This is a genomic window from Ruficoccus amylovorans (assembly GCF_014230085.1).
GTDB classification, from domain to species: Bacteria; Verrucomicrobiota; Verrucomicrobiia; order Opitutales; family Cerasicoccaceae; genus Ruficoccus; species Ruficoccus amylovorans.
In genome coordinates this window covers 20,227-41,281 of the sequence record NZ_JACHVB010000052.1, presented here as the reverse complement: position 1 = coordinate 41,281, position 21,055 = coordinate 20,227, and the positions used below count along the sequence as shown (strand labels likewise).

The 21,055-nt window shown below is 59.3% G+C and carries 14 protein-coding genes; 3 read left to right on the top strand and 11 right to left on the bottom strand.

The features are described 5' to 3' along the window. Positions 1-61 precede the first annotated feature (61 nt). Positions 62-1,273, bottom strand: a complete 1,212-nt coding sequence (locus tag H5P28_RS15735) for an AGE family epimerase/isomerase (RefSeq protein WP_185676655.1) — start codon at positions 1,271-1,273, stop codon at positions 62-64. 523 nt (positions 1,274-1,796) lie between these two features. Between H5P28_RS15735 and H5P28_RS15730 the strand changes: the two genes are divergently transcribed. Continuing rightward, on the top strand, positions 1,797-2,777 hold the full coding sequence (locus tag H5P28_RS15730) for an alpha/beta hydrolase family protein (protein WP_221773451.1): 981 nt from the start codon (positions 1,797-1,799) through the stop codon (positions 2,775-2,777). A gap of 86 nt (positions 2,778-2,863) precedes the next feature. Here the strand turns inward: H5P28_RS15730 and H5P28_RS15725 are convergent, their stop codons facing one another. Then, positions 2,864-4,246: an acetylxylan esterase gene (locus tag H5P28_RS15725; protein WP_185676653.1), complete on the bottom strand. Its 1,383-nt coding sequence runs from the start codon at positions 4,244-4,246 to the stop codon at positions 2,864-2,866. A 316-nt stretch (positions 4,247-4,562) separates the two neighbouring features. Between H5P28_RS15725 and H5P28_RS15720 the strand changes: the two genes are divergently transcribed. Further along, positions 4,563-5,741 carry a hypothetical protein gene (locus tag H5P28_RS15720; RefSeq protein WP_185676652.1) on the top strand — a complete coding sequence of 393 codons (1,179 nt, stop codon included), beginning with the start codon at positions 4,563-4,565 and terminating at the stop codon, positions 5,739-5,741. Positions 5,742-5,761: 20 nt separating this feature from the next. Continuing rightward, a complete protein-coding gene (locus tag H5P28_RS15715; protein ID WP_185676651.1) occupies positions 5,762-9,277 on the top strand; it encodes a heparinase II/III domain-containing protein in 3,516 nt (1,171 codons plus the stop codon). An 89-nt stretch (positions 9,278-9,366) separates the two neighbouring features. Here the strand turns inward: H5P28_RS15715 and H5P28_RS15710 are convergent, their stop codons facing one another. The 9 genes from H5P28_RS15710 to H5P28_RS15670 form a co-directional block, all read right to left on the bottom strand. Further along, entirely contained in the window at positions 9,367-10,023 is a 657-nt protein-coding gene (locus tag H5P28_RS15710; RefSeq protein ID WP_185676650.1) for a TetR/AcrR family transcriptional regulator, read from the bottom strand. A gap of 231 nt (positions 10,024-10,254) precedes the next feature. After that, positions 10,255-11,472 carry an AGE family epimerase/isomerase gene (locus tag H5P28_RS15705; RefSeq protein ID WP_185676649.1) on the bottom strand — a complete coding sequence of 406 codons (1,218 nt, stop codon included), beginning with the start codon at positions 11,470-11,472 and terminating at the stop codon, positions 10,255-10,257. 59 nt (positions 11,473-11,531) lie between these two features. Further along, the gene (locus H5P28_RS15700) at positions 11,532-12,698 is read right to left on the bottom strand and encodes a M20 family metallopeptidase (RefSeq protein ID WP_185676648.1); all 1,167 of its coding nucleotides are present in this window, start codon (positions 12,696-12,698) and stop codon (positions 11,532-11,534) included. A 12-nt stretch (positions 12,699-12,710) separates the two neighbouring features. Continuing rightward, a complete protein-coding gene (sdaAA, locus tag H5P28_RS15695; protein ID WP_185676647.1) occupies positions 12,711-13,592 on the bottom strand; it encodes an L-serine ammonia-lyase, iron-sulfur-dependent, subunit alpha in 882 nt (293 codons plus the stop codon). Positions 13,593-13,599: 7 nt separating this feature from the next. Beyond that, on the bottom strand, positions 13,600-14,271 hold the full coding sequence (sdaAB, locus tag H5P28_RS15690; RefSeq protein ID WP_185676646.1) for an L-serine ammonia-lyase, iron-sulfur-dependent subunit beta: 672 nt from the start codon (positions 14,269-14,271) through the stop codon (positions 13,600-13,602). 4 nt (positions 14,272-14,275) lie between these two features. After that, positions 14,276-15,313, bottom strand: coding sequence for a dihydrodipicolinate synthase family protein (locus tag H5P28_RS15685; protein ID WP_221773450.1), 1,038 nt, complete (start codon positions 15,311-15,313; stop codon positions 14,276-14,278). Between the two features lie 10 nt (positions 15,314-15,323). Beyond that, on the bottom strand, positions 15,324-16,367 hold the full coding sequence (locus tag H5P28_RS15680; RefSeq protein WP_281398253.1) for an NAD-dependent epimerase/dehydratase family protein: 1,044 nt from the start codon (positions 16,365-16,367) through the stop codon (positions 15,324-15,326). Positions 16,368-16,591: 224 nt separating this feature from the next. Further along, positions 16,592-17,272 carry a hypothetical protein gene (locus H5P28_RS15675; protein WP_185676644.1) on the bottom strand — a complete coding sequence of 227 codons (681 nt, stop codon included), beginning with the start codon at positions 17,270-17,272 and terminating at the stop codon, positions 16,592-16,594. Positions 17,273-17,321: 49 nt separating this feature from the next. After that, positions 17,322-20,963: a hypothetical protein gene (locus tag H5P28_RS15670; protein ID WP_185676643.1), complete on the bottom strand. Its 3,642-nt coding sequence runs from the start codon at positions 20,961-20,963 to the stop codon at positions 17,322-17,324. Positions 20,964-21,055 lie beyond the last annotated feature (92 nt).

The following is a 21,055-nucleotide window of genomic DNA, read 5'->3' as shown; positions in this document are numbered from 1 at the left end:
CGAGCCTTCTTTCTGCTCCGAGAAAATACAGCCCTGAAAAGAGATTTTTTGTCAAACACAGCTAGCCGATGCGGTCTAGCTGTCGTTGAACGGATTGCCAGCCCAGAAGCATCATGCGCGGGACGTGAAAGGCCCCCTTGTAGGGGGTTCCTTTGACAGGAGTCGAGAGGCTGCCGTCGCGGTGGAGGTAGCCGAACCACTCGCCGTGCTGCTTGTCAGGGAAGTGATCGTAGGCCCATTCGTGGATGCGACTGTGCCAGTTGGCGTAGCGGGCCTCGCCGGTGAGTTCAGCCGCCAGGAGCGTGGCGATGATAGCTTCGTTGTGTGGCCACCAGAATTTCATGTCATGCCAGTATTCGGTGCACGGCAGGCCCTTCGCGTCGCGAAAGTAAAACAACCCCCCATGCTCGTTGTCCCAGCCGATTTCCAGCGACCAGTCGATGAGGCGGCAGCCCAGCTTGATCAGCTCGGAATCTCCCCCGCGCTGGCGGGCCTCTTCGAGGATGAACCATCCGGCCTCAATGGAGTGACCGGGGTTGACGCAGCGCCCGTCGAGGGTATCGATGAAACCGCCGTCGTCAGCGACGGTTTCGAGTACGCACTGAAACTCGGGCTTGAGGAAATCCGTACGAATTTCCTCAATACACTCGTCGATGATTTGCGTGTAGGCCGGGTCGGGGGAGTGCTTGCGCAGTTGCTGCGCGGTGGAGAGCAGAATCATGGGCATGGCAAGCCCTTTCATGGGGCGGGTCTCTGGGTCCACCTTTGGGGGGAGCAGGCCTGGCGTGCGGTGGCGATGGATGACATCGGCCAGCAGTTTCCGGGCGCGGTCCTGGTAGCGGCTTTGTCCTGACGCACGACTGTAGGCGGAAAAGGCGATAATGGCGAAGCACTCCGAGAACTGGTAGCGGCGTTTGCGCAAGGGGAGTCCGTCGCGGGTAACGGAGAAGAACATCCGCTGGTCAGTATCGAAGCAGTACCGCTCTATGAAATCGATCCCGGAGCGGGCCCACTCCAGCCATTCGGGGCGCTGTTCGACCTCCAGCCAGGCCGTGGCCAGCGTCCAGGCCATGCGTCCTTGAAACCAGACCGACTTGTCGTCCTGGAGGCGACTTCCATCGCGGTCGAAGCAGGTGAAATAGCCGCCAAATTCCGGGTCCACGGCACGAGGGAACCAAAACGGCAAGCTGTCATGGAGCAAGCCGTCTCGGTAAATTGACTTGAGCTCAATCAAGCGTGTTTTGGAAAAAGCGGAGGGGAGTTTGGTTGCCATTATAGACCTCTTTCGGTTGAAAAACAACTTAGGGCCAATGAGCCAAAACGGTTTGGACGTAAGCGCCCACAAGAAACATCAAGACCGGAGCGCGGTGGAGAAAATGCCCATTGTCGGTTTACCGTTTATCTTTGTTTTGCGAAGATACGTTTGGCAACACGGCGAAGATTTTCGGTATTGAAAACTGGACCGCTTTTAATGGGGCTCGAACTCTGTTGTTTACGGGCGGGAATGGTTGCGAGGCGATTAACCTGGAGATTACTTGCGCCATAAAGGTTGGTCTTCGGCGGATCGTTGCCTAGGTTTTGAGGTGTTTTCAATCTTTTGAGGCTTGCTGCCTTCGGCCCGGGAGCGATGCGATAGCTGCCCCGGCGGATACTTTAAACATCAGTCAGCGATGCGTGATAAATGTGAATCTCTTCGGGCCGCTTTTACGCGTCCCTCTTATCAAACCCCCGGAAAGGCTCACGGTTTGCGTAAGCTAGTGCCTGTGGGGGCTGATGCTCTTCGGTGGGAGACGACGTTGAGGCCGGCTCTTCTGGCGCAGTGGCGCGAACGACTCGGTCATCCTGCGCTCGGAAGTGCGGGCGATCTTGGCCAGGCCCGCCCGCTGGCAGAGTGTGAAACGATGGAGTTTCGTGGAGTTCTCTGGAGCCAGAAAACCGGCCCGTCGCAGGAGCAGCGCGTACTCATCCTGCACCCCCGCGAATCGAGTGAGGAAAGCACGCCATGCGCCGTGGTTCCGTACTATAATGTGGAACGTCCGGCGGGCCTCTGTGTCGATCCGCGCCGGGGGACGGCTTTGGTGCCGGATGCGGGCCTGCCGGAAGTCGCTCCGCTTGGGCTGCACCTGGTTCGCCAGGGCTTGACTGTAGCGTGCGTGGAAGCGTTTCCTTTCAATACCGTGCCGGAGCCCGACGCTGCCGAGCTGGAGGCGGACGACTTTGCCTGGTGGCGGGCGGGGGCCGCGCATTTATTGCGCGAGCATCCGGCATGGACTGGCCTTGGAAGACTGGTGAGGGATACTTCATTGGCGGTCGGGCTGTTGCTGGAGCAACCAGGTGTAGATACTTCTCGCGTGCTGGCTATGGGGCATTCGCTCGGCGGGAAGATGGCGTTTTTCACAGGAGCTCTGGACCCGAGGATTACCGCCGTGATTGGATCTGACTTTGGCTTGCCGTGGCGCAGCACGAACTGGAATGACCCTTGGTATCTGGGCCGTGCGGTACCGGAAGACGACCAGGGGGCTGCGCTCCACGAAGTTCTTGCGTTGCTGGCACCGCGGCCATTCTTTCTCGTCGCCGGGGAGACCGATGGACGCGAGAGCTGGCAATACATTCAGGCGGCGCAGGAGGTTTACTCGCTGCTGGGGGTAGGCACAGACGGACTGCCGGGCGCGATCGATCACGCCTCGGGGCATGCTCCTTCGCTGGCCGCACTGGAGGTAGCCTACGCCTGGTTGCGAGAGCACTTCCGTCTTGGATGGAAGTCGTGGCGTCGCTGAGTTGCGGCGTGCTACTCCCCAGGGTAATGTGTGGGGCTGCAGCGCTTGCCGCAGGGCCTGAAAGGCGGCCTTGGTGGATGTGTGCTCTAACGGGTTGGCGAGTCTTGCCGGGACTGTATATGGTCGATGACCTTTTGCTTCATGTAGGCGGTTGCCTCGGGGCTGTTGGCATGGCCGGTTGGCAGGTCATTGAAAATATCTTTCGGGCCGCCAAGATTGTTGTAGGCGGCGTAGACGCTGGTCGGAGGGCAGACCTTGTCGATGAAGCCGACCGTCATGGCCACGGGGATCTGGATGCGTGCCGCGAAGTTCATCATGTCGTAGTAGCGCATGGCTTCCAGGGCATCGCTGTCGGGGTGGCCCTCGGAATCTACGGGGACGGAGCGGGGCCATCCGGTGGCTCGTCCGGCGGTCATCCCGGAGTGGTCGCACATCGCCGGGACGCCTGCTACGGCGAAGCTTACCCGCGGGTCAAGTGCCGCCACGGATAGCGACTGCGCGCCTCCCTGACTAGTCCCGTAGGTGATGAGCGTGTGTCCGTCCCATTGCGGTTGTGCGGCGAGAATGTCGAGTGCGCACAGGTTGCGCAGGAACATTTTTCGGAAATAGACTTCATCGCGGTTGGGCCATGGTTTGCGACTGTAGTCTTTCAGCTCGCCCTGTTTCAGCTTGTCATAGAACTCTTTTGATTGGCCATTCGGAATGCCGTGAGCATTAACATTAACGACAATCATTCCCAGTGAAGCCCATTTTTCCACCCACGGCAAAGAGGCTCCGCCGACTCCGGCCCCGTGAAAAACGAGGATGCCCGGCAGCGTGCCCTCGGTGGCATCCTTGGGGTAGGCGAGATAGCCCGAGACGTGAATGTCGCCAGGCGCGTCCGCCTGGATGTCGAAAATCTTGAGATGCGAGTTTGACGCCGTCGTTTCCAGCGGAGTCATGCTCAGGTCGAATGGCTTCGAGCGCAGAAGGGCTATCTGGGCTTGCCAGTAGTCGTCGAAGTCATCGGGGGCGGGCAGGCTCGGCGCTATCTCAGTGGGGGAAACCGCTGCCCCGGCGACTGCTTTCAAGGGTGTGTCATTCGCGCCTGCCGGAAGGCTGACTTCGCACCGCAAGAAGCCCGGCTGCGCAAGCTGTCCTGTGACTGTCGCCTTGCCGTCCAGGAGGGTGGCTTCGCCTTCATGGAAGGGGGGCTGGCCATCGACACTGGTCCGCCAGTTTACTCTGACAGGCTCGACGCGGTTGTTTGAGGGCGGGCTTAATTCGATGATAAACATGACCGGCTCACCGACCGTGTAGATTGCGTCGGACTTATTGGTCCTGACGGAGAGCTCGCAGTTCTCGGTCGCGTGGACAAGGCCTCCTTGAGGCAAGAAGGCGAAAAATGTCAACGCGAGCATCACTGTCCGGTACCAGGGGGCGGTCAAAAAATGAATCGATGAAAGCTTGGTGTGGAGGGCGTTGTTCATGACTTGAGCTTTTGGTTGCAGGATGATTTTACGCAACGGAGTTATCGTTGGATTAAGTCTTGAATGGCGATATATAACCTACTGGTTACATTTTGGGTTGTGTCAAGAAAGTAGGTCGATGCCTTTTATTTAAAATGGATAATAGCCTGAGGTATTGTTGCCTGTATTCATGTTTTTGATTAAAATCGGTTGACATGCTATTGTATAACCATTTGGTTATTTTTAGTTCTGACGCCAGCCCGTGTCCTTGCCCCCTGTGGTCAGACGATGGCGGTGGTGTGAAAAGCTCAGTGAAAAACGAATCTTTGCCTGCCTCATGCGAATAGTATTTTTCCGAACTGTGCCGAGTTCATTAACGAAAGTGATCTGCCTGGGAGCTGGTCTGTTTTGCCTGTTTTTACTTCTGCCATTTTGTTCGACGACGATGGCGGGCGAGGGTGTCCGCACGTCGCTTTCCGGTACGGTGCTTTCTGTCGATGAGAAGGCGAAGACCTTTACCTGCAGGACTTCTTATGAGGGGAAGGCGATGAATGTGACGGTGGAAATTCCGCGTCCGAATTATATCTACTACCGTTGGGAAGGAACCGCTCAAGAGATCAGGCGGGGCGATACGGCGGAGATCGCCGGGACCATCTCGGCGGACGGCAGGACGATCGTTCCTGGTCGCGTTGGACTTTTTAAGGGCACGTACACGCGAGGGGGTGACTACCTGTCGATTGGGGATGGCGGTGCCATTCAACTGCGTGGCAAGTTGGGGTTTCGTGATGGTGTCTGGAGCGCCTATTCGGAGAATTCAATTTTTACAGTGGTCTTTCCCGATGATGTGCAGGTTTTGATCCACGATGATGTCAGTGCCAGCATCTTGAAAAAAGGTGACAAGGTTTCTTTCTCCGGGGTGCTGGATGACGGGCGTATGACGAGGGTTGCGCAACTCTATATCCGCGAAGTTAAACCTGGCTACGTTGCCGATGCCCCGATGGCGCGCGGCGGAAACCGGTTATTCGAGGGAAAGGTGCACCTTATTGACCGCGAGCTTAAGCTCTTTGTCGGCAGTGGTGAACTGGATGGAGAGACGGTGCCGATGACGGTGCGCTGGACGGGCGAGGAACCGACGGTTTATACGCTGAGTGCGGGTACAGTGGACGATCTCGAATCGGGACAGACGGTTGTCGTTCCGCGTGATAAGCTAAGCGGGGGCCTGAGTGCCATGTTCGTCCTCGCCGGATCGTCGAATGAGGATTCAGGCCTTCCCGAGTGGGCGTCTTATCCAGAGATTGTGGCAGGGGAAATTGTCGTTGAGGCGGGCGTGCCTGCGGTGAGCATCGCGGGCGTTGAGAAGCCCCGGAGTATTCCGGCCCACATGCAGGTCATGCTCACTACGAAAGCAGGACTGGGCGCGGTGAAGGTCGGCCAGACGTTTTTGGCACTTGGTGCGATCTCGGATGAGGGGCGATGGCTCCTGAACGACCCCGCGCTGATCCTATTGTTTCAATGATGACTAAACCTCTTGCTGTTATGAAGCCAACCTTTGCTTACCTGCCCCTTGTTGGAGGTCTTTTCGTTTTGACGCTGAGTGCCTGCGTGCTCGCTCCCGCTCTGCGGGCCGGGGACGCTGCTCCCGCGGCCAGTTCCCTAAGAGTCGCCGCTGCGGGGGAGCGTCCCGTTGCACCCTGCCGGGGGCTGACGTACACCCCGGAGGGGATCGAAACCGTCCGCGAAACCGCCCGCGACAGTACGCGGGGACAATTGCTGGCAGCGGAGATTTTTGAGAATGCGCAGCCGTGGCTTGCCATGAGCGACGAAGAAATCCGGGCACTGGTGCCAACCGCCGATTCGGTCCTGGCGGTCGGCTATGCCGGAGATCCGAAGACCGGACAAAGCTGGCCATCGTGGGCCCGGAGCGGGGGCATGTGCAGCCTGGATCGTCCGGGGACGGTGCGCTCCCCGTACACGGGGGATATTTACGGCGCGGCTGGACCCGGTGAAGAGTATTATGACGCGGGCGACGGTTGGGTGAGGCCATCGGACCAGAAGCGTTTTTATTTCAAGGGCGTTTGGAACAGCTGGATCATCGACCAGATGCATGACGCTGTCGATACACTGTCTTTGGCCTACATGCTCAGTGGCGATCCGGCGGTGGCTGACCGGGCCTTGTTAATCCTTGACGAGTTGGCGACATTGGTTGCTCAACGCTCCCCCGAGCAAGGGGCGATCGACGGCTTTTCCTACGGTAAGGAGAACAAGAACTTCCTGTGTTACTCGGGGAATCATGCTAACTCAAGGACGTTGAACACTGTCTTCGCGCTCGACTTGCTCGGGAACGTGAGCCGCGCGTCCCAGTCCGCCGGAGACGGTAGTGGGCGGACGGTGTTCGAGAAAATACGTGACCAGTACTTCGATGTCTACGAACTGAACTATAAGGAGACCCGTCACACGCTTTATAATCACACGACGATTCTCTACGCGAACGAATTGGCGCAGGGCGTTCTCTTCGGTAATCCCGAGATGATTCGCGAGGGGATCGATGTGCTTGTCGTCTGGCTCGAACAGACGCTCAACCGCGATGGACAGTACTATGAAAATGCCGGTGGCTACGAGCGCGTGGGGGTGAACTACGCGGCCACGCTGATGCTGCCGCTGTCGAATTACGATCCCTCCAACTACCCGGACCCGCAGCTCTACCCGAAGCCGGAGGATTACCCCTTCGCGCTCAAGTTTGGCAACGACCCGAGCTGGTACTCGGCCGCCTTCCTCATGAAGTACCGCATGATGGCCAGCGGGCGCATGATCGCCTTCGGCGACATGTGGGAAGACCGTCTCGTGCTCCCCGGCGAAGTGCGCGAGTGGGACCCCCGCCTGTGGTGTTCCTTCGCCCGGCTGTTGTATTGGCAGACGGACAACGAGGAGTGGAAGGAGCAGATTTCCGAGCGCTACTGGAGCCTGCCGGAAGAGGTGCGTAGCGAGCCGACCCTGGGCAATGTTTATGAGATGGGCATGAGCCAATGGATTGAGCCGGAGCGACCGCATGAGGAGCCGGAGATGAAGGACTCGCTCCTGCAGGATTCTTCCGACCTCTTGCCCGCCAAGATGATTGCCCTCGTGCGCAGTGGCGAAGGTGAGGACCACCGCGCGGCTTTTCTCTCCGGGAGCGTGCACTACAGCCACGGGCACGACGACCAGTTGGGCCTGATTCTCTACGCAAAGGGAATGAACCTGACCGGTATCTACGGCTACCCGGCGGCGGGCAGTCCCGCTCACCGCGGGTGGGCGATCAAGCCCGCCTCGCACTGGACGCTGGTGGTGAACGAAGATCTCCCGGCCCCGGACTATCCGGCCAAGAACGCCCCTCCGGCCAGCCTGCAAGGCTGGGTGACCAAGGACATGGGGCTGTCGGCACAATTGGTGGAAATGTCGAACCCGTATCTTTGGCAGGACCGCATTGCTCCCGATATGAGCGAGTACCGTCGCTTGCTGTGGATGGTGGATGTTTCCGACGAGGAGTTCTATTACCTGGATTTCTTCCGCGCCGAAGGTGGGCGCACCCATGATTATTTCTGGACGGGGCAGTGGCTGGACCAGGCGAGTCCGGGCGAGGGCTTTGCCGTAGATGGGATTGAGCCGGAGGAAATCCCTGGCGTATGGTCGCTGGCCGGGTTGAATCCGCGCTACCGCGATGCTGATTTCAACGTGCCCGGTCGCAGTTGGGGAGAACGTCTCGACCCTGGTAAACGTGGGACCATTCGGCCCATCGGCATTCCGGGCGAGGCCATTAACATCGACTCCGCCTGGAACCCGCCCCCGCAAAACGGCTACGGATTCATCTATGATGTCAAGGAGGATGTTACGGATGATAACTGGTCGGCGAGCTGGGACCTGATCGACGGCAGGAACACCATGCGCCTGACCTTCGTCAACAACGAGGAGCAGGAAGCCATCGTCGCGCGCAATCCTGCTGCTGAAGTGGACCGTTACCATAGCATGGTGGTGGCCCGCCGCTCGGGGGCGGAGCCGCTGAAGAGCCAGTTCGCCGCATTGGTGGAAGTCGCCGAAGACGGTCAATGGCCGGTGCTGGAGGCGGAGAGGATCGAGTTGGACCCCGCTGCGGGCATGGGCGTTCGGCTCACGCTGGACAATGGCTGTACGGACACCTTGTTGGCCGGGCAAAGCGAGCGCAGCAAGCTGGATGACGGTGAGGTTCGCCTGGTTGGGGCGCGCGGATTTGTCCGTACCGGACCGGATGGGGATGTGCGGGAAATGCTCTTGCATGAGGGAACCTTCCTTGAAGCGGGTGCTTTTCGTCTGACTTTTCCCGAGCCGAATTGGCGGGCAAAAGTGATCGAGGTGATTCCGGATGATCGCCATAATCGCGTGGTATTGGATGACTCGCTGCCCACCGGCCGTATCCTGGCGGGCCAGCCGGTTATGTTCTCAGGGGATAAGGGACGAGCCGGACCTGCCACGTTGCAGGATGTCACTTACATGATTGAGGCAGTCAGTGCTTCCCCGAAAGGAAGTGTACTCGATTTTGGCTCGCAACGGATGGTCAGCTCGACCGTGGTGGTTGACACGATTGAGGCGGATGGTGCGGTCACGAGCACCTGGCCGAACGAAATTCTCGGTGGGCGTTACCGCGATACGGGCTACTACACCGGGCGAAAAGTCGCCGCTGCTGGAGACCGCAGCCGCTCGACCGTGGTTGAATCTTACCCGAACCGGAAAAAATTCTATCCGCACGAAGGAGGGCTTTTCAAATCTGGCGAGAAGCTCGAATTTTATCTGGTACAGGACGGCGATCAGGCGCGTATTCCCCATGTGGCCACACTGAAGCAGATGGGTGAGGGCCAATGGCGACTCTCGTCTAACGCGGCTGTGGGTATCCGGATTCCGGTTGCGCAGAAGGCGGTTCTGTATGCTTCGGCGGGGGGCACCGAGAGGAAGCTGGCTGCCTCCGCGAACGGTTTTGTCGAGTGCGTTGTGCCCGTGGACTGGACGGTTGACGGAAATATGGTCCTGGACTTGCGCCCCGAATGAGTGTGACCGCATGGCTTGGACAAAAAGCCCGGCACAGGATGTCATGTGCCGGGCGGGAAGGTGTTACACTTGGGCGAGAGGTGTGACTCTTAGCGTTTGCCGGAAGTATCGGGTTTGATGAGCCCGTTAATCATCACGTTTTGGGCGAGTTGGAGCCCCTGGTTCAGGATGGAGGGACGATTAAGGTCGAGGTTAAAGGAGTGTCTGAGCGTGTGGCGGTTGGAAAAGTAGATGAAGCAGACTCCGATGAGCAGGATGAGCAGGTGGCGCGCATCCACACTTTTGTCGATCTCGCCTTGTTTGATGCCTTGCTGGATGATTTCGCCGAGCCTCTCGAGGATGGGGGCCTTGCTCAGAATGTTAGGGTGGGCGTCGATAAAACGTGCCTGGTTAAGGTTTTCCCAGAGTAGCAGGTTTACGAAATCGGGATTCTGCTGGAGGAAATCAAAGTACCGCGCAAGGATTTCCTTGATGGCCACTTTCGTGTCGGAGGCATTTTCGACGCTCTTTATCTCGCAGGCTTCGAGCTTGGCGAAGACATGTCGGAGCACCTCGACGTAGAGGCCGTCCTTGTTTTCAAAGTAGTGATATAGCATGCGCTTGTTGAAACCGGCGTGAGCGACTATTTCATCGACAGATACGCCGTCATAGCCTCGGCTTGAGAACAGCTCAATGCCGGCATTCAGCAAGGCGGTGCGGGTTCTTTCCGGATCGCGTTTGATTCTTTTCTGGGCCTTTTGTGTCATGGGTAACTCTTAGGTTACTAGGGTAAATGCTCTATTGTTGCTATTAGAACATTAATGACAGGCGTAGATTGCAGGCAAGCCGATAACTCGCCTTAAACCAATTGTTCACTGGTTGGTTCGACCTTGCGGCGTATGAGAATCCCTGAGGATGCCTCATTCTCCGCGGATAGGAGCCGTCTTGCACTCGCAAAGGGGCCCATTCCTTTGCGGACACCTGGATTGTACTTCTCTTTAGTTACAGAGGCGTTCCAGGAGTTCGATCTGTGTCATGGCCGCGCGGGGGAGGTGGAAGGGGTCTTTGACGGGCAGGGCGACAATCTCGTTGCTGGGTTTGCCCAGGCAATCCAGCCGCTGCGTCCATTCGCCATGCTGCTCGTTCGGGTAGTGGTTGAGCGTGTATTCAAAGACGCGCTGATACCATTCCAGGCACCAGTCCTGTCGGGTGTGCTCGTAGGCGGCCAAGAGTGCGACGAGCGCCTCGGTATGTGGCCACCACAGTTTGTAGTCGGCGTATGACCAGGCGATGTCTTTGTGGCCCCCGGCGTCGATGGCGAGGAAGATGCCTCCGTGCTGCTCGTCCCAGCCGGCTTCCAGGTGGCGCCGGATCGTCTGGCAGCAGAGGTCCAGACGCTCTTCGTGGTGGAAGAGCCTGCTGAGCTCCATCTGGAACCACATGTCTTCGATCACGTGACCCGGGACCACCGCGGTGCCGAGCGGGGGCGAGAGTGGCGTCTGGCTGGCAGATACGCGCTCCAGCATGAACCCGCTTTCCGGGACGTAGTAGTCGTTCCAGACTTCATCAGAAAGGGCCTGCGAGGCTTCGGCATAGTGTTGATGGCCGAGGTGGTGAGCGGCCAGCCCGAGCTTATAGGAAAACATCATGGGGATGCCGTGGACGCGGCTTCCCTCAGGGATTGGATAGGGGTAGTGCGGGATATGCTCATGAGGTTGTTCCAGGCGGAGAAGGACCCGTTCGGCGGTCCGGTGGAGCGGGGCGAGCAGGGACTCTTTACCGGTGGCCAGGTGCCACTCCGTAAGGGCATAAATGGCGAAGGCATCTACGTAAATGCTCTTGCAGCCTTCGATTTCGCGCCCATCGGCGTCAACGAGCAGCCGCCAGCCGCCGAAGTCTTCATCCCAGCCGTGGCGCAGGCTGAAGTTCCCGATATACTCGGCCAATTCCAGCCACTGGGGATCTTGGCCATGCAGGCGGTAGAGGCGGCTGAAAACCCAGACTGCGCGCCACTGGCTCCAGAGCCATTTGTCCCGGCTGATGAGCTTGCCGTCGTCGCGGATGCAGGTGTTGAGTCCACCGTCCGGGTCGATCGCGTGCTGCTTCCAGAACGGCAGAATATGTGTGTGCAGGTGCTCGCGCCAGAAGCTGAGCAGGAGCGGAAGACTGTCGGCGCTGACGGTCGGGATATTTATGCAGGGGGATGAAGATTGCATGGTATTGATGGCGGTGCCTGGTTGGCGATGTTGACTTGTGTTTTGGCGTTGAGGCCGATTCAGTGAGCCGGAACGGTGATGAGTTTTTCGAGGAACGAGGCGGCTTGTTCGATGGCGTCTATCTCAATGGATTCTGCGGCGGTGTGGGCCTCGGAAATCGAGCCGGGCCCGAACACGATGCTCGGGATACCCGCAGCGGAGTAAAAACCGGCGTTGGTAGCGTAGCGGACACGGGAAAATTTCCGGGCATTCAAATGCTCCTTCGCCAGTTGCCAGAGGGTCTCGGAAAATGCGCTGTCGGGCTGTGGGTGAAGGGCGGGGTAGTGCTGAGTCTGCTCCCAGCGGATCTCAATGCCGGGACGGCTTTGACGCGTCGAGTGTGCGGCCTGCGCCAGCAGTTCCCCGATGGCGGTTTCGGGGGCGCCAGGGGGGATGCGGAAGTCGATTTCGGCGTGCGCCGTCTGCGGCACGCGGTTCACCTGATCGCCGCCGCTGATAACACCTACGCTCATGGTGATGGGGCCGAGCGTGTCGTCGTCGGGCCTGCTGGTTGACGGGAAGCTCATGGCTTCGAGCCGACCGATAAAGTCCGCCAGCGCGCTGATCGCATTAAGCCCCAACTCGGGGTAGGCGCTGTGGGCGGCCTTGCCGGTGATTTCGACGCGGTAGCGTTCGACTCCTTTGTGCGCGTCAATGAGTTCCAGTTCGGTCGGTTCGGCCACGATGATGCCGTCGCAGCAGAAACCCTGTTCAATGAGAAAGCGCGCCCCGCGCGCCCCCAACTCTTCATCGCAGGTGGCGATAAAGGTCCAGTCTCCGTTGAGTTTGATGCCTTTGGCCTTGGCGCGGATCAGGGCCAGGAGCATCGCGGTCATGGGGCCTTTGGTATCGGCAGAGCCGCGGCCATAAAGGCGGCCCGCCTTAAGTTCAGGCTCGAAGGGTTCAATGCTCATGCCGTCGATGTCCACCGTATCGAGATGGGCCTCCAGCGCCCGCTTGGGGCCGTCGGCGCGACCCCGGAAAAGCGCTCGCAGGTTGGGGCGGCCGGGAACGACTTCGTCGATCTCGATTGAGTCGGCCCATGGCCGCAGCAGGTCTTGCAAGACCTGCGCGAGTCGTGCCTCGCCGTAAGGCGATTCCCAGTGCAGGCGCTCGCCGGGGTTTACGCTCGGGCAGGACACGAGCGTCGATAAGAGTTCGGTGATGCTGGGGATTTTATCGGACATGGGTGCTGCTTGTTATTTAGGCATGTAACTCTGGCCAGTGGGAGTCGTGGCCAGCCCACCCTGCGAGGTCTCCTTCAAGGCTCGCGGCATGCGGCGTCCGATGTCGCGCATGGCGATGACGACATCATCCAGTGGAACAAGGCAGCGGCAACCGGCCAGGGCCATGACGGCGGCTTGAATACTGTGCACGGCGAACATCCCGTTGCGGCTGACACAGGGGACCTCGACATAGCCGCCGATAGGGTCGCAAACGAGGCCGAGCGTGTTCATGAGGGCAAAGGAAGCTGCGCTTTGAGCGGTCCGGGGAGTGCCACCCCGGGCTTCCACGATGGCGGCAGCAGCCATGCAACTGGCGCTTCCGATCTCCGCCTGGCAGCCGCCCCTGGCCCCGGAGAAGCAGGCGTTGTTCGCGATGACGAGGCCGATCCCCGCCGCTGTGAACAAGGCGCTCACGGCGGTGTCTTCGTCCAGGCCCTGATCTTCGAGGTGAAGGAGGCAGGCGGGCACGACGCCGGCCGATCCGGCGGTGGGCGTGGCCACAATGCGTCCGAACTGAGCGTTGCTCTCCAGTACCGCGAATCCGTAGGCCATCGTGCGCGCGAAGTCCGCGCCCCCGAGTGGGGCGTCGCTTTCGGCGTAGGCCATCAGCCGGGCCGCGTCGCCGCCGGAAAGACGGCTGGCAGAGAGTTTGTCGATTTGGATTCCCCGGCGGATGCTGTCCTTCATCTTGCGGTAGCGCTCCCGCATGGTTTTTACGAGTTCATCCCGGCTCGAGCCGCTCTCAAAGGATTCCCGGCGCAAGACGACTTCCGCGATGCTCAGGGCTTCCTTCTCGCAGAGGATGAGCAACTCGGCGGCGGTATTGAAATCGTAACTGGAGGAATCGGTGTCCATTGTCTTGCTAGACTTTATCAATGAATCGGACGAGTTGGGTCTGCGGTGTTTGCTGAAGACTATGCTGAGTGCCTGCCGGAAGGGGGCCATCGAGCTCGACCGTCGTGAGCGCCTGCTGCCCGCGGACATGGCGGCTGGTGTGAATGGAGGCGATATTGGCCTGCGCGTTAGCCAGAGCCGTGGTGAGCGTGGCCAAGTAGCCGATCCGGTCCTGATGCCACAGGACAATGGTGGGTGAGTCCCCGTGGAGTCGTGTATCAAAGCGGTCCACCGACTGAACGCTGATGCTCCCGCCGCCGACCGATGCTCCAAGCAACAGGTGCCGTTCGCCGTTCGCGGATTCCAGGTCGATGCTGGCCCCGTTCGGGTGGAAATCTTCTCCGAGGTCTACCTCCTCGAAGGTGTAGTCCAGCCCGCGCGCGCGGGCGAGGGTGAAGCTCTCGACCAGGGTCTCGTCGTCGGGGGCCATCCCGAGCAGTCCCGCGATCAGTGCCAGCCGTGTGCCGTGTCCGTGCCCGGTGGCGGCAAACGAGCCATGCAACCCCAACGTGGCACGGGTCGGATCTGCTCCGCCCAACAGTGCGCGTGCGACCAGGCCGAGCCGTACGGCTCCGGCGGTGTGGCTGCTGGATGGACCGATCATGACGGGTCCGATGATGCCAAAAGCGGAGTTGGACATTTTTCTAGTCGCTGAGCCAGCGATGGAGGTTTTCTTTGACGAAAGCGTCGTCGGTGAGCCAGGGATAAGCCCGGCACACACGGTCAAGTTCCTCGGCCTGTCCGGGCGAGAGCTGTTCGTTCGGGTCGAGGCAATAGTTGGTTTCGAGCAGTCCCTGTCGGCGCAACACTTCGTGGATGCCACAGAGCACGCCGCGAAAGTTGTTTGCGGCGTCAAAGATGGCGGCGTTGGCGTCGGTCAGGGCGGCGTTGCGGCTCATCCACTCAGGGGAGAGTTGGCCTCGGGCGCGTTCGCGCTGAATTTCCCTGAGCATGGCAGTCGCCTTGCTGGTCCATACGCCGAATTGCCCGAGGAGCCCGCCACGGATGAAAACCTTCTGCCCGGCGAAGTCCCACGGCGTTACCAGGTCTGCGATAATATTGTCGTCGTTACCGGTGTACAGGGAGATGTCCGAGCGTCCGCTCTCGCAGACGGCACGAATCACGTCGATAGTCTGGTAGCGATTGAAGGGGGCCATCTTGATCGCTACCACGTTTTCGATCATCGCGAAACGCTTCCAGAAGGAATAAGGAAGCGGCGCGCCGCCGACGGCAGACTGAAGGTAAAAACCGATGATTGAAATGTGCTTCGAGACAGCTTCGCAGTGCGCGAGTAACTCGTCTTCCGAGGCGTGCTTCATGGCTGCCAGACTCAGCAATCCGGCGTGGTAGCCGCAGTCCGCGGCCAGCTTGGCCTCGCTGACAGCCTGCTCGGTTTGTCCGCACAGCCCGGCTATTTTGATAAAGCCGTTGCTGCTGTCTCGGGTATACGCGTCAATCTGTTCTGAGGCAAAGCGTAGCAGAGGCTCGAAAAGTCCGTACCTGGGCTCGCGGATTTCAAACTGCGTCGAGTGCACGCCGACAGCGATTCCACCGGTTCCCGATTCCAGATAGTAGCGGATGAGAGCCCGTTGGTGCTTCCGGCACCATTTACGTTCCGTGTTGAGGGCGAGGGGCAGGGCAGGGATTGCCTGCCCGGCCAGCAAGTGTCGGCGAATGTCCATGAGAGGGCGTTTAGAATTTGCCATCGCGTTTCTCAAAGCCGGTCGGCTTGTTGTAAATTTCTCCGCCTTGAAGAGCCCAGGAGGCCGTCCACTCCATCATGGTTTCGAGAGAGGTCGGCGGTTCTCCGAAAAGCTTGTGGGAGGTGCTGGCATTGTTGAGCCAGGCGACGTTGCCCTCGCTTCCTGAGAATGTAACCGGTTTGTTTAATAGTTTTCCAAAGCCGAGGGCTATGTCACGTACTGAGTGAATGCCGGACCCGGTTATATTAAGCGGCTTGGCGGATGTGTCAGCCACAGTGAAAGTCCGTAATATGTGATCAACTGCATCGCGTTGCCAGATGACATTGACCCAGCCCATGTCGAGCGAAACCGGTTCGCCGAGCAGGACCTTCTGGCAAATATCCACCAGCACCCCGTAACGAAACTCAGTGGAATAATTGAGCCGAACCAGACACACGCGACTTCCGAAGTCGCAGGCCGCGGCTGTGAATGCCTTTTCGCGGTCCAGGCACGATTGAGCGTAAATGCCGGGAGGTTCCGTCGGGTCGCTCTCGCGTGAGCCACCGCTTTCAGGAGTGACCATTGCATAGACGCATCCGGTCGAGAATACGATAATTTTAGCCCCTGGGAAGCGCTTGGATGCTTTGATCGGGAGATCTGCGTTCATGCGTTTGAGCAAGTCGGGCTGATCGCTGGTGCCGAATTTTGCCCCCGCCATGAATATGATGTTGGGTGAGTTTTCCAGTCCTGCCAGCGCGACTTCATCCTCAAGCTCACAGGGGGCCGTCTTTATGCCAGCCTGCTCGAAAACCTCGCGCCCACGTAGAGTGCGGAAGCGTGAGACGGCGGTGACTTCGATCTCCTTGCCGAGTAATTCTCCACTCCGCTTGAGCATGCGGCAGATGTGAAGGCCCATTTTTCCGCCCGCACCCAGTACGGTTACAGGGCCTTCCAGCTGTGAAAGGCTTTCGAGGAGTCCGGGGCTCGGTTCCGAAAGGAAAGCATCGGCCTCGGCCGACGTGGATGGTAGTGCATGGGTTTGGGATGATGACATAATAACCATATAGTTACTTAATGCGCGGAGTGTCAATTTTGAAAAGCAGAAAGTGAACTTTTCATCGTTGTGCTAAAGGGGAGGAGTAGTTGGCCCTTGGGGGCGTATGCGGTAGGGGATTCCTTTACAGAATCCGGCTGATTCTGTTTATGAGGAGTTGCCGGTGATTTGTTGTACTTTTTACGTGGATTGGCCGGCCTTCATGTGCGGAGGCGCGGGCAGAGTCACTCGACGAAGCGCTTGAGTGCGAACTTTCTGGTCTCTGGATCGTTGAAAAGAAAGGCAGTGATTTGCCGCTCGGGAATGAGCGCCCAGCGGGCACTGTACACGCGGCGCAGACTGCCATCTTCTTCCATTACCATTTGGACGGGGAAGCTCTTGCTGTCTTTTTCTGCGGCTTGTACCAGTCGGCTGCCGCCGCGGGGGATTTCGAACTGCTCGTCGCCGATTCTTATAAAAAAGCGTTCATTGGTTACGTTGATGACCCGGAACGAACCTTTGACGGGCGTCTGGTTTTCTTCGGGAATGGCGACCACCTTGTAGCTCCCATCGGGAGCGGGAATGAAGATCAGCAGGATCGGCTTGTCGGTCTGGGGGAGGGAGGCACTGGCGCGAGTGTCGAAATATTCGGTTCCGTCGGGGGCGGTTTTTGTCACGCCAAAGCGAGCGATGGACGGCCCCTTGTAGGGGGTGTTGTAAGTGGGGGAACCGTTCGGTATGATGACGGGTTCGCTGCCGCTGGATTGCATCATTTCCAGCTCAAAGATCGGGCCCTCCCAGGACAGGAATTTGAGTTCGCGGCGGACGTTCTCCTGCTGCTGCGCTGACGCAGGGTGCGACGCGCTGCCGAGAGAAAAAAGCAGGAAGGCGCACAGGGCGTGGTGGAACCAGCGGAAAGGTGTCATGGTGAGGGAGGGGACGCCGGGTGGCTTTGTTGCGGTTGATTTTAGAGGATTAAATGTCTGTGCTCGTGAGCCACTTGAAGGCGACGACCTTGAACCTCCGACCAAAGGCTTCCGGGCTCTGGATGGTCTGGGCGGTTAGTTCCTCCTCGGTGAGATCGCCGTCGGCGACGGGGGAGGGAGTTCGCTGGACAATTGCTTCCAGTGTGGCCGATGCCTCCACCCGGCCGGAGATCGGGTCGCGGCTGTCTCCGTAGGCGCGGATGATGAAGGTGTCAGAGCGGGCGGTCAGCACTGGCCCCAGGGCCTGGAGTAAATCACCTTGGGTCAGGAAGCCGGGCAGGCCGGCACCTTGGGGGCCATCCGGGGTATTGGCATAGAGTGAGCCATAGGTGTCCAGTGGAGCGTTACCGGATTCGGCGACCACTGACTGGTTGATGGACGTTGAGTCGATGGCAGCCTGGAGAGCTCCGGAATTTTTATGTTCCGGGAGGGCGGCCTCGCTCAGCGAGCGGTTAATGAAATCGCCCATTGAGCCGAAGGGCCCGCGGGCTTTGATCTGGGCGACGATGGCCTCGGCGAGTTCTTCGACTTGGGCTTCGCTCAGGCTGCGAAGTCCGGTGTACAGCTCGGTGTCGTCGCCGTAGGCGGTCGTCAGGCGTGAATAGAGGGCTCCGGGGATCGTCTGGGTGGACGTAACGCCGGTTTTGGGATTGTAGATGTCGATTTCCCGGTCGTGGACGCTCCACAGCAGAGCTTTCCAGGCTTCGACGGAGGTGGAGTTTACGTTGAAGGCGCCGTCAACGTAGAGCTGGCTGGCCACCGTGTTGAAGGGCAGGTCGCTTAATTCCGGAGTGGTCACGTTGAAGTTGGCGGCGGAACTGGAGATGTAGTCGGCGACAGCGGGGGAGGAGGTGGCTGCGAACTTCAGGCGGCTGTTGGGCAGGTAGCTTTCACCCCGGCGCAAGTCCTCCAGTTCGGTGTCATCCAGATCCTGGGGGATGGTAGAGAGAAAGTACCGGTCCCAGAGACCGTGGTTGAGGACGTAGGAAAGGTCGATGGCCGGGGCGTCGGTGTTGCCGCTGCCGTCGTAAGCCTCGAAGCTGTAGCTGCGCCAGGCGGTGTCGGGCTGGAGCAGCGGGGGCAGGTAGGACTGGCCGATGATGTAGTTGGGGTGAAAGGGGTAGCGGCCCATGTTGGCGTGCTGGAAGGCACCGAGAGAGATGGTTTCCTCGCGGGGGATGTCGAAGAGAATGACGTTGGTGGTGTTGTCTGAGCCGTCGATGCTCTTGCCCCAGAAGGCGCGGTATTTGCCGTTCGAGCTTTCGCCTGTCATTTCCCAGTCCGAGTTTAACACGCGCCCGTAGTTGTTGCCGTAGGTGGAGTAGGGGAGGGAGTTGGACAGGTCGGTGCCGGGAGAGGTTTCTTCGTCGCCCTCCCAATCACCCTGCGTGATGACGGCGCGGAAATTCGCGTCCATCATTCGGATGGGGTCGTCGCTCTCGGTAATCGTACGCAGGCCCTGACGCCAAGTGCCCAGCGAAGGCCTGAGCGCGGCCTGCTGGTAGTCCACGAAGAGCTCCGTGCTGGAAAGTGTGCTGCCGCTGGGCTCCAGGCCGTTGAGCATAATGCCGTGGCGTTCGAGGCTCTGGCTGGTTTCTATGGCAGGCCAGTAGCTGCTGCCGTTATCCTCGCGAATGATGATTTCGGAGACGGAGGGAACGTTACTAAAGACGATCGACACGGACAGGGAATCGGCTCCAACGACAGTGCCGTCCGGGGCCTGCTCGTAGCTGACGTAGAGGTTGTTCCGCTCGGTGGTGGTGAGCCCGAACTTGGGCCGCAGGCGTCCGGTTCCCAGGAAAAGGTCACCGTAGGTGTCCCGCCCGGAAAGGGTGTCGTCAGGGTCGTTGCCGTCCTGCAAGGCGATCGGGATGTAATCCGCGTTGAGGGGCATCCAGAAGGCTTTGTTGATGGTGGTGTCGTTGACCATGTCGAGGGCGCGCGGCCTTCTGACGTTGCCCCATCTCCAGCGGTTGCTGAAGACCGCTTCATACTCTTCGTACATGTAGCCGGAGTCGTTCAGGCTGAAGATGAGTGTCTCGCCCGGGTCGAAGGTAGTCGCGGGGATGCGGGGCTGGGTGTATGCGCTGGCGACCTGTCGGTTGCGGTAGTCCGAATCAATGGTACCGCTGCTGCTGCGCCAGTTCGGGGGCATGACCTCGGCGAGGTTGAAATTCACGGTGGGGTTCGTGCCGACCTTGATGCTGACTTCCGGGTTAATGAAACTGGTCAGGTATGCCCCGACTGATTCGATGGGGATATTGTACGGGTTGTAGAGGGCCACGATGGGGGTCAGCTTCATCCGGATCGCCTGGTAGTACTTGGTGTTGCCGTTGGGGAGGAGTTCCGGGGCGGGCGCGTTGTCGTTGATGAAGTCCATTGAGACGGACATTTGCGCGCGGGCGTCCACCAGTGTTACACTGGAGTTTTCGTGGTAGCTTTTGGCATAGGGGATGGTGCCGGCGACTTGTGGGTTGCTCTGCCCGGTTTCGGTCGTGTTGCGCATCCAGGTGCCGTCGCGCATCTGCGGGATCTCCGTGAGCTTGCCGTCTGAAATCTGCTCGGGCAGGAGGGCATAGTCGCGCAGGATGCGCATGTTCGGGAGGTGTATGTCCTCGGTAAAGCTGCTGGTGAGGAATTGGTCGAACGCGTCGTCCTGGCGAAATTGCGCAGCCCGACCGCGACTCGGGAAAAACTGGTCAAAAAGCGCGTCATGCTGAAAGATGTGGCTGAGGTCCTGCTTGAGCCGCCCCGTCGTGACATCCACAAGCAACCCCTTGCTGTGGGCCGAGATGTCGTGGAAGCGATTTTTCGGGAATGCTTTCCCTTCCACGGTGTTAAAGGCGGCTTTAAGGTTCTCCCGGTCAATCGTCCGGGAGAGGTCATCGACGTTTTCGCGTTGAGAAATAAAGGTGCTGGATGAGTCGTTGACGGTGATGATCCCGGTTCCGGGCTGCGCGGGGAGCCAGGTCGGGGCGTTGCCGGTTTTGACGGTTTCGCCGGGGAGAGGTTTCTCCAGATTGAACTTCGCCTTTACGCCCTCGTCACCGATCCACCATCCGATAGCTCCCTCGATCTGGCCGTCTCGTTTGACCGGGATCAGGCCGACGGCGATTTCCCCGTCGGGGCCTGCGCTGTTTTCCCCGACGAGCGTTTGCGTTTCCCACGAAGCGTCCACCGGATTTGCCCCGAGGATGTTCGCTGGCGCATTAATGCGGTTGCCTGTGGAGTTGCTGAGGGAGAGCAGCCAGGCTAGATGGTTGCCAGCCCCGGGTTTGACTTGTCGTCCACCGCTAGTACTGACCAATTCCTCGCTCGCTGACTCCCACACGCCCGTCCAGTAGCGTCGCCCGTCATCCAGGCTGTCTGCGCGGTCCATGATGTCCCCGGTGGCGGTCACGCGCTTGTCGGGGCCGGCGTAGAGCTGAAGCTCCCCGAGGGCGGTGTTCAGGGCCAGTATGGCATTCTGGCGAGCCTCTTCCTGTCGCGTCTTGATCTCGGTTGTCGAGGTCTCGACCATGACGAGAGAGGAGAGGGAGAGCATTAGCAGTAGAATGAAGGCCATCAGGCTGATCGATACGATCAGTGCAAAGCCCTTCCGCCTCGTCGTGTTGAGGAATGTCGTCGGCATTGTTCCGGATTATTATAGTAAGTAACCGGTTAGTCAATAACATATTTGGTTTGCCCTTACAAAGTCGTCGTCGAGTTCTCTGTCTGATAGTG